General features: G+C 69.7%; 14 protein-coding genes and 2 pseudogenes. 3 read left to right on the plus strand and 13 right to left on the minus strand.

Annotated features, from left to right (window positions below; genetic code table 11):
- Nucleotides 1-62 precede the first annotated feature (62 nt).
- The 13 genes and pseudogenes from FNV62_RS11610 to FNV62_RS57055 form a co-directional block, all read right to left on the minus strand.
- The gene (locus tag FNV62_RS11610) at nt 63-746 is read right to left on the minus strand and encodes a uracil-DNA glycosylase (protein ID WP_054229079.1); all 684 of its coding nucleotides are present in this window, start codon (nt 744-746) and stop codon (nt 63-65) included.
- A gap of 113 nt (nt 747-859) precedes the next feature.
- Nucleotides 860-2,440: an ABC transporter substrate-binding protein gene (locus FNV62_RS11615; protein ID WP_097283815.1), complete on the minus strand. Its 1,581-nt coding sequence runs from the start codon at nt 2,438-2,440 to the stop codon at nt 860-862.
- 209 nt (nt 2,441-2,649) lie between these two features.
- On the minus strand, nt 2,650-3,411 hold the full coding sequence (locus FNV62_RS11620; protein ID WP_060900866.1) for an SDR family oxidoreductase: 762 nt from the start codon (nt 3,409-3,411) through the stop codon (nt 2,650-2,652).
- 16 nt (nt 3,412-3,427) lie between these two features.
- A complete protein-coding gene (gene fabG, locus FNV62_RS11625) occupies nt 3,428-4,189 on the minus strand; it encodes a 3-oxoacyl-ACP reductase FabG (RefSeq protein WP_054229082.1) in 762 nt (253 codons plus the stop codon).
- Between the two features lie 189 nt (nt 4,190-4,378).
- Complete coding sequence (locus FNV62_RS11630; protein WP_060900867.1) at nt 4,379-4,762, minus strand: DUF3037 domain-containing protein; 384 nt, start codon at nt 4,760-4,762, stop codon at nt 4,379-4,381.
- Nucleotides 4,759-5,523 carry a HipA family kinase gene (locus FNV62_RS11635; RefSeq protein ID WP_054229084.1) on the minus strand — a complete coding sequence of 255 codons (765 nt, stop codon included), beginning with the start codon at nt 5,521-5,523 and terminating at the stop codon, nt 4,759-4,761. The genes FNV62_RS11630 and FNV62_RS11635 overlap by 4 nt, the downstream gene beginning before the upstream one ends.
- A gap of 76 nt (nt 5,524-5,599) precedes the next feature.
- Nucleotides 5,600-6,493, minus strand: coding sequence for a tyrosine-type recombinase/integrase (locus FNV62_RS11640; protein ID WP_225900238.1), 894 nt, complete (start codon nt 6,491-6,493; stop codon nt 5,600-5,602).
- Entirely contained in the window at nt 6,406-7,122 is a 717-nt protein-coding gene (locus tag FNV62_RS11645) for a hypothetical protein (RefSeq protein WP_225900239.1), read from the minus strand. Before FNV62_RS11645 ends, FNV62_RS11640 begins: the two co-directional genes overlap by 88 nt.
- 684 nt (nt 7,123-7,806) lie before the next feature.
- Nucleotides 7,807-7,932 (minus strand): annotated as a pseudogene (locus tag FNV62_RS11650) (GTP 3',8-cyclase MoaA); the annotation flags it as partial.
- Nucleotides 7,933-8,047: 115 nt separating this feature from the next.
- Entirely contained in the window at nt 8,048-9,430 is a 1,383-nt protein-coding gene (locus FNV62_RS11655) for an L-serine ammonia-lyase (RefSeq protein WP_144315188.1), read from the minus strand.
- A 69-nt stretch (nt 9,431-9,499) separates the two neighbouring features.
- A complete protein-coding gene (gene glyA, locus FNV62_RS11660; protein WP_143612821.1) occupies nt 9,500-10,759 on the minus strand; it encodes a serine hydroxymethyltransferase in 1,260 nt (419 codons plus the stop codon).
- Nucleotides 10,756-11,193 (minus strand): glycine cleavage system protein H, encoded by a 438-nt coding sequence (locus tag FNV62_RS11665; RefSeq protein WP_144315189.1) that lies wholly within the window; start codon nt 11,191-11,193, stop codon nt 10,756-10,758. Before FNV62_RS11665 ends, glyA begins: the two co-directional genes overlap by 4 nt.
- The gene (locus FNV62_RS57055; protein WP_263985302.1) at nt 11,190-11,318 is read right to left on the minus strand and encodes a hypothetical protein; all 129 of its coding nucleotides are present in this window, start codon (nt 11,316-11,318) and stop codon (nt 11,190-11,192) included. The genes FNV62_RS11665 and FNV62_RS57055 overlap by 4 nt, the downstream gene beginning before the upstream one ends.
- Nucleotides 11,319-11,895: 577 nt before the next feature.
- Between FNV62_RS57055 and purU the strand changes: the two genes are divergently transcribed.
- The 3 genes and pseudogenes from purU to FNV62_RS11680 form a co-directional block, all read left to right on the plus strand.
- Nucleotides 11,896-12,768, plus strand: a complete 873-nt coding sequence (purU, locus tag FNV62_RS11670; RefSeq protein WP_054229088.1) for a formyltetrahydrofolate deformylase — start codon at nt 11,896-11,898, stop codon at nt 12,766-12,768.
- Nucleotides 12,769-12,809: 41 nt separating this feature from the next.
- Nucleotides 12,810-13,565 (plus strand): IclR family transcriptional regulator, encoded by a 756-nt coding sequence (locus FNV62_RS11675; RefSeq protein WP_144315190.1) that lies wholly within the window; start codon nt 12,810-12,812, stop codon nt 13,563-13,565.
- A gap of 144 nt (nt 13,566-13,709) precedes the next feature.
- Nucleotides 13,710-14,192: pseudogene (locus FNV62_RS11680) on the plus strand (dihydropteroate synthase); the annotation flags it as partial.
- Nucleotides 14,193-14,245: the final 53 nt, after the last annotated feature.

A 14,245-nucleotide genomic window follows, 5' to 3' on the forward strand; every position in this document is an offset into this window, starting at 1 on the left:
GCCGCCCCGGTGACGGCCGGCCCGGACGCCCGCACCCGGCCCGGGCCGCTTCCGGTCCCGGATCAGCCGAGGTTCGGAATCCGCCAGTCGATCGGCTCGTGGCCCTGCCCGGCGACCGCCTCGTTGATCTGCGTGAAGGGGCGGGAGCCGAAGAACTTCTTCGCGGAGAGCGGCGACGGGTGCGCGCCCTTCACCACGATGTGCCGCTTCTCGTCGATGAGCGGGAGCTTCTTCTGCGCGTAGTTCCCCCACAGGACGAAGACCGCCGGGTCGGGCCGGTCGGCCACGGCACGGATCACCGCGTCCGTGAACTTCTCCCAGCCCTTGCCCTTGTGCGAGTTGGCCTCACCGGAGCGCACGGTCAGCACCGCGTTCAGCAGCAGGACGCCCTGCTCGGCCCACGGCATCAGATAGCCGTTGTCCGGGATCGGGGTGCCCAGCTCCTCCTTCATCTCCTTGTAGATGTTGCGCAGCGAGGGCGGGGTCTTCACCCCCGGGCGGACCGAGAAGCACAGGCCGTGGCCCTGGCCCTCGCCGTGGTACGGGTCCTGGCCGAGGATCAGTACCTTCACCCGCTCGTACGGAGTCGCCTCCAGCGCCGCGAAGACCTCCTCGCGCGGAGGGTAGACGGGACCGTTGGCGCGCTCCTCCTCGACGAACTCGGTGAGTTCCTTGAAGTAGGGCTGCTGCAGTTCGTCACCCAGGACGCCGCGCCAGGACTCGGGCAGCATGGCGGTGTCGGTCACGTCAAGTTCCTCCGATGTGCGGTCACTTCCAGGTCTCAGAACCTACAGGCGACCACTGACAATCGGCCCCGCACCCCGTAGGACCACGCCACCCGCCGGGTCCTGCCCGTGACCTACCAGCTGGTCTTGCGGTGCAGCTCCCACATCATCATGATCGTCGAGGGGTCCAAAGCCTGCTCCCCGCCCGAGATCTCCTCACTCGCCGCCACGAACTGCTTGCCCTGCCACAGCGGCAGCAGCCGTGCGTCGTCGACGAGGATCTGCTGGGCCGCCTCGAACTCCTTGACCACCGCTCCACGGTCGCTCTCGCGGCGCGAGGCGGGCAGCAGGGTGTCGGTGATCCGGGGCGCCGGATAGGGCGTGCCGAGCGCGTTCTGCCGGCCCACGAAGGGCGCGATGAAGTTCTCGGCGTCCGGGAAGTCGGGGAACCAGCCGCGCCCGAACACCGGGTACTCGCCCTTGCGGTAGCCCTCCTCGTACGTCTTCCAGGGGCGCCCGTTGAGCGACACGCGGAACAGACCGGAGTCCTCGAGCTGCCTCTTGATCTCCTGGAACTCAGGGGCGGTCTCGGAGCCGTAGCGGTCCGTGGTGTACCAGAGGGTGAGGGGGACGCGCTCGGTGATGCCCGCCTGCGAGAGGATCTGCCGGGCCTTGGACGAACTGGGGTCCCCGTAGTCGTCGAAAAAGCCCGTGGTGTGACCGGTCAGGCCCGCGGGGACCATGGAGTACAGCGGGTCGACCGTGTCCTTGTAGACCTTGTGCGCGATCGCCGCACGGTCGACGACCTGGGCGACCGCCTTGCGCACCGCGAGCTTCTTGGCCCACGGATCCTTCGGGTTGAACACGAGGTAGCTGATCTCCATGCCCGCGCCCTCGACGAGCTGCAGGCCGCTGTCAGCCCCCTTGCCCCGGAGCGAGACGATGTCCTTGGAGGCCAGACCACGGAACGTGACGTCGATCTTCTTGTGCTTGAGGGCGTCGACCATCTGCCCCGAGTCCTGGAAGTAGCGGATCGTGACCGCGTCGTTCTTGAGCTCGGCGAAGCCCTTGTAGTGGTCGTTCCTGACGAGTTCGGCCTGCTTGCCGTCCTCGTAGGAGCGCAGACTGTACGGCCCGGACCCGAAGACCTTGCCGTCCTTGCGCAGGGAGTGCGCGGGGTAGTCGTCGGGGTCGACGATCGACATGGCCGGGGTGGCGAGGACGAACGGGAAGGTCGCGTCCGGTTTGTTCAGGTGGAAGACGAGTTCGCGCGCGTTCAGTACCTGGATCCGGTCGAGGCTGCCGAGGAGGCCGGCGGGGCCGCCGGGCAGGTTGATCTTCTTGATCCGGTCGATCGAGTACTTGACGGCCCGGGCGTCCAAGGGGTCGCCGTCGGAGAACTTCATGTCGGCGCGCAGCTCGCAGCGGTACACGAGGTTCGAGGCGTCCGCGAACGCACAGCTCTGGGCTGCGTCGGGCTCGGGTGTGGTGGCCCCGGAGGGGTAGCTCAGCAGCGTCTGGTAGATGTTGCGGAACAGTTCCCAGGAGCCGTCCCAGGAGGCGGCCGGATCCAGCGTGCTCGGGGCGCTGGTGGTGCCCACGACGATCGGTCCCTTGTCGCCGGACGACGCCGAGGACAGGACGCCGCACCCGGCCACCAGGGTGATGGACGTGACCGCCGCCAGATGCCGCAGACATGGGTTCCGGTTGAACACGCGCACGCTCCTCGATCTGCCGTACCAAGGGTCGGCAGACCATACCGCAGCGCCACAGCGGTGGATCCGTGTTCCCGGCAGGGCACTTGATCAGCGCGTTCGTGACTACGTTGTCATTTGGCTGTCCGTCTTCATACGTCGACGCGAGCGCCGATTTCGTCCATCAGCGCCCGCGTCGATGCTCCGTTCGTCCCGTCTCGGGACTCCGGTCAGCCCACTCCTGCGTTCAGGAAGATGCCTCCGTCGACGACGAGCGTCTGACCGGTGATCCAGTCCGACTGCGACGAGGTGAGGAAGGCGGCGGCGCCTCCGATGTCGGAGGGCACACCGAGCCGGCCGAGCGGGTAGGACGCGGCGGCCTCCGCCTCCCGGCCTTCGTACAGGGCCTGCGCGAACTTGGTCTTGACGACGGCGGGCGCGATCGCGTTGACCCGCACCTTGGGCGCGAACTCGTGCGCCAGCTGCACGGTCAGGTTGATCATGGCAGCCTTGCTCATGCCGTACGCGCCGATGAAGGGCGACGGGGAGATGCCGGCGACGGACGCGATGTTGACGATCGCGCCGCCGTTCTCGCTCTGCCAGGCCTTCCAGGTCAGCTGGGCGAAGCCGAGCGCCGAGATGACGTTGGTCTCGAAGACCTTGCGTGCCACGTCCAGGTCCAGGTCGGCCATCGGGCCGAACACGGGGTTCGTACCGGCGTTGTTGACCAGGTAGTCGACGCGGCCGAAGGCCTCCATGGTGCGCTCGACGACCGTGGCCTGGTGGGCCAGGTCGTGCGCCTTGCCGGCGACGCCGATGACGCGGTCGGCACCGAGTGCCTCGACGGCCTCCTTCAGGGCGTCCTCGTTGCGGCCCGTGATGCACACGCGGTCACCGCGCGCGACGAGGGCCTCCGCGATGCCGTAGCCGATGCCGCGGCTCGCGCCCGTGATGAGCGCGACCTTGCCGGAGAGTTCGGGGAGTGTGGTCATGTCGTGCCCTCCGGCGTCAGTTGAGCGGTCCGCCGGCCACGTACAGGACCTGGCCGGAGACGAATCCGGCGGCCTCGCCGGTGAAGAAGGCGATCGCGTTGGCGATGTCGTCGGGGTTGCCGACGCGCTGCACGGGGATCTGGGTGGCGGCCGCGGCCTGGAAGTCCTCGAAGCCCATGCCGACGCGCTCGGCGGTGGCCGCCGTCATGTCGGTGGCGATGAAGCCGGGCGCGACGGCGTTGGCGGTGACGCCGAACTTGCCGAGCTCGATGGCGAGGGTCTTGGTGAGGCCCTGGAGACCGGCCTTGGCGGCGGAGTAGTTGGCCTGGCCGCGGTTGCCGAGCGCCGAGGACGACGACAGGTTGACGATCCGGCCGAACTTGGCGTCCACCATGTACTTCTGGCAGGCCTTGGCCATCAGGAAGGCGCCGCGCAGGTGCACGTTCATGACCGTGTCCCAGTCGGACGCGGCCATCTTGAACAGCAGGTTGTCGCGGAGCACGCCCGCGTTGTTCACCAGGACGGTCGGCGCACCGAGTTCCTCGGCGATCCGCGCGACCGCGGCCTCGACCTGGGCCTCGTCGGAGACGTCGCAGCCGACCGCGAGGGCTTTGCCACCGGCGGCGGTGATCTTCTCGACGGTGTCCTTGCACGCGGCCTCGTCGAGGTCGATCACCGCGACGGCGCGGCCTTCGGCGGCCAGTCGTACGGCGGTCGCGGCGCCGATGCCGCGCGCGGCACCGGTGACTACGGCGACGCGCTGCTCAGTGGTGGACATTGCTGGTTCTCCTCGCCCTTGAAAAGCCCTGCGGCTTGAAATGCCCTGCGGTGGAATGTCCTGCGGTGGAATGTCTTGCGGCTCACACGGTACGCCCGTCCGGTGAGCGACCGCTTAGTACCTTCGGTAGACGTGACGCTAGAAGCCCTGGCACCCGGTGTCAACGGCACACCACGTGGGTGTGATCCATTACCTGACCAGCAACTGGAGCAACCGCTCCGTCTCCGCCTCCGGATCGGCGGTGAGTCCGGTGTGCACGGGCCCCGGCTGCACGACCGTCGAACGGGGCGCGATCAGCCAGCGAAAACGCCGCCCGGCATCGTCACCAGCGGCCTGACCTGCCGCTTTCCCGCCCGCGCAGACCCCCTCGACTGCTCGTAGCGCGGCCCGTACGCCGGTCACGTCGGCCTCCGGGTCCAGGGCGAGCAGCTTGGTCTCGTCCAGATGGGTGCGCACTCCGACGAAGGACTTGGCGCGGCAGTACACCAGTACGCCCGCGTTGAAGCACTCGCCGCGCTCCACCCGCGGCACCACGCGCAGCAGCGCGTACTCGAAGACGTCCCGCTCGCTCACTTGTCCCCCTCGAAGCCCTTGATGCGCCCCTCGATCACGCCGGCGCGTGCCAGCAGCGGCTGCGCGTAGGCACGCCGCAGTGCGTCCGGCGAGTCGAAGCCGGGTTCGTCGGCCAGCCACGCGTCGGGGATCTCCGAGGTCACCTCGGCCAGCAGGTCCTCGGTCACCAGCGGCGCCAGCTGGGCCGCGGCGGAGGCGATGTCCGGGCCGAAGGGCGCGAGCGCGTGGTCGGAGGCGTCGTAGGGCTTGGCCGCGGAGGTCGCCGCGCCCGGCCAGTGGTGATGCCAGATCATGGTGGCGCCGTGGTCGATGAGCCACAGGTCGCCGTGCCACATCAGCAGATTGGGGTTGCGCCAGGAACGGTCGACGTTGTTGACCAGCGCGTCGAACCAGACGATCCGCCCGGCCTCCTCGGGGCTCACCTCGAAGGCGAGGGAGTCGAAGCCGATCGCGCCGGGGAGGAAGTCCATCCCGAGATTCGGTCCGCCGCTCGACTTGAGCAGCTCCTGCACTTCCTGGTCCGGCTCCCCGAGCCCCAGGACCGGGTCGAGGCCGAGTGTCACCAGGCCGGGCACGCGCAGGCCGAGCCGACGGGCGAGTTCACCGCAGACGACCTCCGCGACGAGCGTCTTGCGCCCCTGCCCCGCGCCGGTGAACTTCATGACGTACGTCCCGAGATCGTCGGCCTCGACGAGCCCCGGCAGCGAACCGCCCTCACGCAGCGGCGTGATGTAGCGGGTCACGGTGACCTCTTTCAGCATTTCCCCAGGCCACCCATCTATTCAACCTTGCGATCCACGGCCAACTTGGGAGGGGCGTAGCAACGGGAATCGCCCGTCAACGAGCCTGGGGAGAATCTGGGGAGTTTCGACCGGCTTGCCGATCTCCCCGCTCCCCAAGCAGTCCGTCGATGGCGGTGCGCCCCTTGCTTCCGGCCTCCGGCATGAAGTGAGCATAGTAACCGAGGGTGATCGCGGGCGAGGAGTGCCCGAACCACCGCGCCGAGGTCACGACGGGCTCTCCGGCCTCCAGCATGATCGAGGCATAGGTCTGCCGCAGCACGTGGAAGCCGTCCTTCGGGGCCGCCGCCCCCTGCCAGGGATTCGCTCCTTCGGCGCGCGGCGGGATGATGTCGGCCTCGGCCGGCGCGGGCTTCCAGGTGTAGGTGTTCCACGTGTTCACCGCGACGGCGTTGCCGAGGCGTGTGGCGAGCAGCAGGGAGGACTTCCGCCCCTGCCCCTCCGGCTTCCCCCGCGGAAGCTCCACCTCCACCGGTGGGAACGCTTCGACGTGGCGCTTCAGCTCCTCGGCCACCGAGGAGGGCATGTCGACGGTACGGGTCCTCTCCCCCTTCGGCAGGGCGAAGTGCAACCTTCCACGGATTGCCTGGATTTGGTGGCGGACGTGGAGGACGCCTCGCGCGTGGTCGATGTCCTCCGGGCTCAGCCCTGGCACCTCGCCCTGACGGAGCCCGATGCGCGCAGATCCGCCGCCGTGATGTTCCCGAGGGGGAGTTGACCCAGGTACTGAGGAGCGACGGGTCCGCCGTACGACGGCGTTCGCGTCCCGGGCTTGCCTCTGTCCAGGAGTTCGTCTCCGAGGCGGTCGACTGCGGTCTCGGCTGTAGCGGTGGGTTCGGGGCCTCAGCGCCGGGTCCTTCGGGTCGGGGAGGCGGAGGGCGGAGGGAAACTCGGGTGCAGCGAGGTGGACAGCGGAGCCAGCGACGCGCACAGCGAGGCCGGGAAGGCGGGCTCCGCGCGCTGCACGTCCCGGCAGCCTCCGGCCGAGGTCCGGACGATCGGCGCCCAGCCCGTGTTCTTCGCCCGGAAGAACCAGCGGTCGCCCAGCCGGGACGAGCAGGCGGGGTCCGCCGAGTCGCCGCAGGCCGGTCCCGTGCGCCAGGAGAAGTCCAGCACCAGCCACTTCCCGTCGCACTTCTCCGAGTCCCGGTAGGTGTGTTCGGGCGCGTCGACCGCCATCAACGCCTGGTCGTAGGAGGCGGCGGTGCAGCCGGTGGCCGGCGGTGTGCAGCCCAGCTTCCCGCACAACCGCAGCCCGGGCGGCTTGGCACCATCGGCAGTGAAGCGCGTGTAGTTGTCGACGATCACGTCCCGGTCGCCCAACGGCATGGGCAGCCTGACCTTCGCCGTGGCCGTGCTCTCCTTGGTGCACCCGGAAGCCCTGTCCCCGGACGGCGAGGTGAAGGTGATCTGCACCCGCACGAGGTCCGCCATCGGGTCGGTGAGCACCGCCTTGAGCTTGCGCACGCACGCGTGAGGGCCACTGGGCACCGGCGCGTCGAGGAGCAGCGTGCGGCGGTCGTCGCCGAGACGGGCTCCGGTGACCTCGGAGGGCTCCATCGTGGTCCAGGGGATCGGCTCGGTCGCCGCCGACGACGGTGACCTCCCGTCCCCCTGACCGGCCACCTGTGTCCCGCACGCGCCAAGGAACAGCACGGCAACGGCACAGAGCAAGGCGGCGACGGCCGCTCGACGTGTTCCACCTGATCGCAAGAGCGCTCAATCCCCCCGCACTGCACCGACGTCAGTCACCCCAGGCCAATATAGGGCTGGGGCCGGGAAGGCTCACCAGGTTCGGTTGGCGTGGTGGGCCGACGGGCCGACGCTCCGTTCCAGGCCACTTCGTGTCATGAAGGAACAGACCGGGACTGCCCGTCGATGCTCGTTCCGCCACCCCCGGATCGGAGTGCGTGCCGCTGCCCGGATGCCGGCGGACACCGCGGATGGCCGGAACCGCCGAAGGACGGCCCGGGAAGCCCAACCGCCTTGCGGCATACCAGTGTTGTCAGCGACGGCTGGAGGGACGGCCGTCATGGCGTACGAGAACTTCGACTGGCGTTCTTTCCTGGTGCGGCGGAGCGAGGAGTGGGCGTACGCATACGATGCCGACGCCTCGCGTGGCGAGCAGCGTGTCCGGGCGCGTGCCCACCGCACCGTCCCGGATGCGCGAAACGCGCCGTCGCTCGGTGACCCGTCCCATGGCCTCACTCCCAGTTCTGTCCGTGGACGTCGTTCCGCTCAGCGCCCGGAGCGCGGCGTCCCGCGCAGGTTGGGCTCCTCCCGGGCGAAGAGGCAGGTGCGCACTTGGCCGTCCGCGGTGAGCCGGGTGCGGTCGCAGGTGCCGCAGAAGGGGCGCGTGACAGAGGCGAGGCCGGGCATCGGGACGGTTGCACCGGTCGGTGAGCGGGACCCGCACGCCGGTGGCGACGCGACCGAACGTGTCGATGAGCATGGCTGCGGCCCCTTTCCCTCTCCGTCCGCCGCCTCAGCACTCGATGACGTTGACGGCGAGGCCGCCACGGGCGGTCTCCTTGTACTTGACCTTCATGTCGGCGCCTGTCTCCTTCATGGTTTTGATGACCTTGTCGAGGGAGACGTGGTGGCGGCCGTCGCCCCGCAGGGCCATCCGGGCGGCGGTCACGGCCTTCACCGCGGCCATGCCGTTGCGTTCGATGCACGGGATCTGGACCAGGCCGCCGACCGGGTCGCAGGTCAGACCCAGGTTGTGCTCCATACCGATCTCGGCGGCGTTCTCCACCTGCTCCGGGCTGCCGCCCAGCACCTCGGCGAGGCCGCCGGCGGCCATCGAGCAGGCGGCGCCGACCTCGCCCTGGCAGCCGACCTCGGCGCCCGAGATGGAGGCGTTCTCCTTGAAGAGCATGCCGATGGCGCCCGCCGCGAGCAGGAAGCGGACGATGCTCTCCTCGTCGGCGCCCGGCACGAAGTCGAGGTAGTACTTGAGCACGGCGGGGATGATGCCCGCCGCGCCGTTCGTCGGAGCGGTCACGACCCGGCCGCCCGCGGCATTCTCCTCGTTCACCGCCATCGCGAAGAGAGTCACCCACTCCATAGCGCGGCCCGCCGGATCGCCCTCGCTGCGCAGTGCCCGCGCCACCGCGGCGGCCCGGCGGCGGACCTTCAGGCCGCCGGGAAGGATGCCCTCGCGGCCCAGGCCCCGGGAGACGCAGGCCTCCATGACCCGCCAGATCTCCAGCAGACCCGCGCGGATCTCCTCCTCGGTGCGCCACGACTTCTCGTTCTCCAGCATCAACGCGGAGATCGACAGGCCGGTCTCCCGGGAGAGTCGCAGCAGCTCGTCGCCCGTGCGGAACGGGTGGGCGAGCACGGTGTCGTCGAGCTTGATCCGGTCCGCCCCGACGGCGTCCTCGTCGACCACGAAGCCGCCGCCGAGCGAGTAGTACGTCTTCTCGAGCAGCGGCACACCGTCGGCGTCGTACGCGAAGAGGATCATGCCGTTCGCGTGGTACGGCAGCGAGCGCCGCCGGTGCAGGACCAGCTGGTTCGAGACATCGAAGTCGATCTCGTGGGCCGGGCCGATTTCGGCACCGAGCAGGCGGATGCGCCCGGTGCTGTGGATTCGCTCGACGTCCAGGTCGGCCTGGGCGACGTCGACCGTGTGCGGCTCGTTGCCCTCCAGACCCAGCAGCACGGCCTTGGGGGTGCCATGGCCGTGGCCGGTGGCGCCGAGGGAGCCGAACAGCTCCGCCCGTACGGCGGTGGTCTGGGCGAGCAGGCCGTCCTTCTTCAGCAGGGCGCCGAACATCGCAGCGGCGCGCATGGGGCCGACGGTGTGCGAGCTGGACGGGCCGATGCCGATCGAGAACAGGTCGAAGACGCTGATTGCCACGCCATGCTCCGGGGGTTGGAGGGACGTGCCGAAAGGTCACGGGCACGCCCCCCTGCGGAAGGTTGTCGGTTACAGGCCGGGATAGAGCGGGTGCTTGTCCGCCAGGGCCTTGACCCGGGTCCTGAGGGCCTCCGCGTCGTACGACGGCTTGAGCGCCTCGGCGATGACGTCGGCGACCTCGGTGAAGTCCTGGGCGGTGAAGCCGCGGGTGGCGAGGGCGGGGGTGCCGATACGCAGGCCGGAGGTGACCATCGGCGGGCGGGGGTCGTTGGGGACGGCGTTGCGGTTGACCGTGATGCCGACCTCGTGGAGGCGGTCCTCGGCCTGCTGCCCGTCCAGCTCGGAGGCGCGCAGGTCGACCAGGATCAGGTGCACGTCCGTGCCGCCGGACAGCACGTCGACCCCGGCCTCACGGGCGTCGGCGGCCGTCAGACGCTCGGCGAGGATCCGCGCGCCCTCGACCGTACGGCGCTGCCGCTCCCTGAACTCCTCCGAGGCCGCCACCTTGAAGGACACCGCCTTCGCCGCGATCACGTGCTCCAGGGGACCGCCCTGGAAGCCCGGGAAGACCGAGGAGTTCAGCTTCTTCGCGAACGCCTGCTTCGCCAGGATGATGCCGCCGCGCGGGCCGCCGAGCGTCTTGTGCGTCGTGGACGTGACGACGTCCGCGTACTCCACCGGGTTCGGGTGGAGCCCTGCCGCGACCAGGCCCGCGAAGTGCGCCATGTCGACCCACAGGTACGCCCCGACCTCGTCGGCGATCCGGCGGAACTCAGCGAAGTCCAGCTGACGCGGGTACGCCGACCAGCCCGCGATGATCACCTTCGGCCGGTGCTCCTTGGCCAGCTGCTCCAGCTCGTCCATGTCGACCCGCCCGGTCTCGGTGTCCACGTGGTAGGCGACCACGTGGAACTGCTTGCCCGAGAAGTTGATCTTCATGCCGTGGGTGAGGTGGCCGCCGTGGGCCAGGTCCAGGCCGAGGATGGTGTCGCCGGGCTGGGCCAGCGCGAAGAGCGCGGCCTGGTTTGCGGAGGCGCCCGAGTGCGGCTGGACGTTGGCGTATTCGGCGCCGAACAGCTCCTTGACCCGGTCGATCGCGATCTGCTCGGCCACGTCGACGTGCTCGCAGCCGCCGTAGTAGCGGCGGCCCGGGTAGCCCTCGGCGTACTTGTTGGTCAGGACCGAGCCCTGGGCCTCCATGACCGCGACCGGAGCGAAGTTCTCCGAGGCGATCATCTCCAGGGTGGACTGCTGACGGTGCAGCTCGGCGTCGACCGCGGCGGCGACGGCCGGGTCCAGCTCGCGCAGGGGCTGGTTGAAGAGGGTCATCGACGGTCTCCTTGGGTGTGAGCGCGGTGGGCGGCACAGGCATCGGCGGACAGGGCGCCGGCGATGTTCTCGACGCGCAGTCGGAACGGCCGGCCGACGGTGCGGGGAGCGGCGTTGACGACGCCGGGGTCGTCGGCCGGCGCGGTGTCGACTTCCAGAACCGCTCCGGAGGCGGGGGCGTACGGGCCGCTCACGGAGGTCAGCGACCTGATCTCGCCACAGCTCTCCCCCGCCTCGACCCACGTGCCGACTTCGGGCAGCCGCAGGTGGACGACGTCGCGCACGGTCTTCGCCGCGAACGCGGTGATGCCGACGGTGGCGTTGCCCTTGTCCACGACCAGCCACTCGTGGTCCCAGGTGCAACGCAGGTGCCGCGGAATGCTCAGGGCGGTCTCCCGTCGGGACGGCAGGGGGAGCCGGGGCGGGGAGATCATGAGACGACGACCGCGGCGGCGGGGACGAGGGTGCGGCGGAGCCGGTTGAGGAACTTCGGCTGGTTCAGGGAGAGCACGGCGACGGGGGTGCCCTCACGCGCTCCGACGACGGTGATGCTCCTCATGTCGGCTCCAGACGGGAGAGTTGTCTCGCATAACACAACGTCCATCGCTATGCGCAACATGTTTTCCGTGGCACCCGGGTGCTGTCAAGAGGGAGGAGCCGCACAGTAGTTCCCGAATGCGCACAGTGTTGCGTAGCTCGCAACGGAAGTGTCTGAAGGGGGCCGGAGCTCCGACGGTCGGAGCGTCGACTCGCCCCACTGGTCCAGCAGGACGTCGCCCATGGCTTCATCGAGCCCTGCTTCGGAGGCGTCCAGGGGCCGTTCGCCCCAGATGAGCTTGCCGCGGTCGGTGCCTCGCCGTGGTGCATCTCGGCGAACGCTTCCTCTACCTCGTAGGGGCTTCCGCCGTGATGCAGGCAGCGGCCGAGAAGATCTCGGACCGCCTCGGCCACCTCCGCCGGGTCCGAGATGCGCGGGTGGACTCCGCGTGTACGTCCGCCCGTCGACCGGGACGATCACTCGCGGTCGTGACAGTTGCACACCATCCCTTGACCAGCCGGTCACCCCCATTGGAGCATGTTGCGCATCGCCCACTACGTTGCACGATACGCATCACCATGACACGACGGAGGATGCCATGTCCCCTCGACCACAGCCCGGCCGCGAGTTCGTCCTCACCCTTTCGTGCCCCGACCAGGCCGGCCTCGTCCACGCCGTGACCACCTTTCTCGTGAGCCACTCCGGAAACATCCTGGAGAGCCAGCAGTTCAACGACCGGCTGCAGGACCGCTTCTTCATGCGGGTGCACTTCGACGTCTCGGATCCCGACGTCTCACTGGAGGACCTGCGCACCGGGTTCGGTCCGGTCGGCCAGACGTACGGGATCAGCTGGCGGCTGCACGACGCCTCGACCCCGACGCGAACCCTGATCATGGTGTCGAAGTTCGGCCACTGCCTGAACGACCTGCTCTTCCGCAAATCCACGGGCGCGCTCAACATCGAGATCCCGGCGATCGTCTCCAATCACCGTGACTTCGAGCCGCTGGCGCAGACCTACGGTGTCCCCTTCCACCACATCCCGGTGACGAAGGAGACCAAGGCGGAGGCCGAGGCGCGACTGCTGAGCCTCGTCGACGAACTGGACATCGACCTCGTGGTCCTCGCCCGCTACATGCAGATCCTCTCCGACGACCTGTGCAAGCAGCTCGACGGACGGGCCATCAACATCCACCACTCCTTCCTGCCGAGCTTCAAGGGAGCCCGGCCGTACGTCCAGGCTCACCAGCGAGGCGTCAAGCTCGTCGGGGCCACGGCGCACTACGTCACGCCCGACCTCGACGAGGGCCCGATCATCGAGCAGGACGTCGTCCGCGTGGACCACTCGCGCGCCCCCGACGAGCTGGTCACCATCGGCCGTGACGTCGAGGCCCATGTGCTCTCCCGTGCCGTGGAGTGGCACAGCGAGAGCCGTGTACTGACCAACGGGAGCTGCACCGTGGTCTTCCGCTGACGGGACGGGCCGTGCGACCACGCGAAACAACAGGTCCCGCGGTGAACGGAGTTCAGTCCGTCGACCGTGCCGTCAGCGTCCTGGAGTTCCTCGCCCAGCGTGGCGAGGCCGGTGTCAGCGAGGCCGCCGCCGAGATCGACGTCCACAAGTCGACCGCGTTCCGCCTGCTCGGGGCGCCGGAAGCGCGCGGACTGGTCGAGCAGACGGCCGAGCGGGGCAAGTACCGGCTCGGCTTCGGGATCGTGCGGCTGGCCGGCACGCTCACGGGCCGCCTCGACATCACACAGCAGGGCCGGCAGGTGTGCGAGCGGCTCGCCGAAGAGATCGGCGAGACCGTCAACATCGCGGTCCTGCAGGAGCACTGCGCGGTCAACCTCCACCAGGTACGCGGCCCGGGCGCGATCGGCACGCACAACTGGGTCGGGCAACTCACCCCGGTGCACGCCACGTCGAGCGGCAAGGTCCTGCTGGCCCACCTGCCGGCGCAGGAGCGCGCCGACGTGCTCACGGCGTCCGGAAGGCGGAAGCTGACGCCGCACATGCTGACCGTGAGGACGAAGCTGGAGAAGAACCTCGCCGAGGCGCGGGAGCGGGGGTACGCGGTGACTCTGGAGGAGCTCGAGATCGGACTGCACGCCGTCGCCGCCCCGATCCGGGCCCGCGACGGCGAGGTCGTCGCCGCCTTGAGCGCCTCCGGCCCCGCGTACCGCTTCACCGAGGAACGCATCCACGAGCTCGCGCCCGTGCTGCTCAAGGGCGCGGCGGAGATCAGCCGCCGGATGGGCTGTCCGGGCTGAGCCTCGAACGATCCGAGGGACGGTACCGACGCCGCCGCCTCGGCGCCCCAGCGGGCTGTCACCCGCACCGCGTCGAGCGTCGAGGCGACATCGTGCACCCGCAGGCACCAGGCGCCCTGTGCGGCGGCGAGAACGGATACGGCGGTGGTCGCGGCGTCCCGCAGCCGCGCCGGGCGGGGTTTGTCCCGTCACCGGGTCCGTCAGCAGCCGGCCCAGGAACGACCACTCACCGCGGCGGGCGGGACCGTCAGCGTCGACACCATGCGGGCCGAGGTCGCCACCCGCGCGCTCGACGCCGGCGCACGGCTGGTCAACGACGTCTCAGGGGGCCTTGCCGATCCCGCGATGCTGCCGCTCATGGCCCGGGCGGACATGTCGTACATGGCGATGCACTGGCGCGGACACGCCGCCGGCATGCAGCCGAACGCCGTCTATGTCGACGTGGTCGACGAACTGCGCCCGCGGATCGAGGCCGCGTCGGAGGCGGGCATCCGGCCCGGTCGCCCGATCATCGACCCCGGGCTGGGCTTCGCCAAGGAGTCCGGGCACAACTGGGAGCTGCTGGGCCGCCTCGGGGACATCGTCGCCCTGGGCCGTCCCGTCCTCGTGGGCGCGTCACGCAAACCTTGTGGGAGCCCCGTCGAGGGGCTCCCACAAGGGCGACGGGGAGCAACCCCGCC

The organism is Streptomyces sp. RLB3-17 (assembly GCF_007113425.2).
GTDB lineage: Bacteria > Actinomycetota > Actinomycetes > Streptomycetales > Streptomycetaceae > Streptomyces > Streptomyces mirabilis_D.

Coding starts and splice junctions, on each gene's coding strand:
- FNV62_RS11620 (WP_060900866.1), bottom strand. CDS start 3,411: ATGACCACACTCCCCGAACTCTCCGGCAAGGTCGCGCTCATCACGGGC.
- fabG (WP_054229082.1), bottom strand. CDS start 4,189: ATGTCCACCACTGAGCAGCGCGTCGCCGTAGTCACCGGTGCCGCGCGC.
- FNV62_RS11635 (WP_054229084.1), bottom strand. CDS start 5,523: ATGCTGAAAGAGGTCACCGTGACCCGCTACATCACGCCGCTGCGTGAG.
- FNV62_RS11645 (WP_225900239.1), bottom strand. CDS start 7,122: ATGGAGCCCTCCGAGGTCACCGGAGCCCGTCTCGGCGACGACCGCCGC.
- glyA (WP_143612821.1), bottom strand. CDS start 10,759: ATGACCCTCTTCAACCAGCCCCTGCGCGAGCTGGACCCGGCCGTCGCC.
- FNV62_RS11665 (WP_144315189.1), bottom strand. CDS start 11,193: ATGATCTCCCCGCCCCGGCTCCCCCTGCCGTCCCGACGGGAGACCGCC.
- FNV62_RS57055 (WP_263985302.1), bottom strand. CDS start 11,318: ATGAGGAGCATCACCGTCGTCGGAGCGCGTGAGGGCACCCCCGTCGCC.
- purU (WP_054229088.1), top strand. CDS start 11,896: ATGTCCCCTCGACCACAGCCCGGCCGCGAGTTCGTCCTCACCCTTTCG.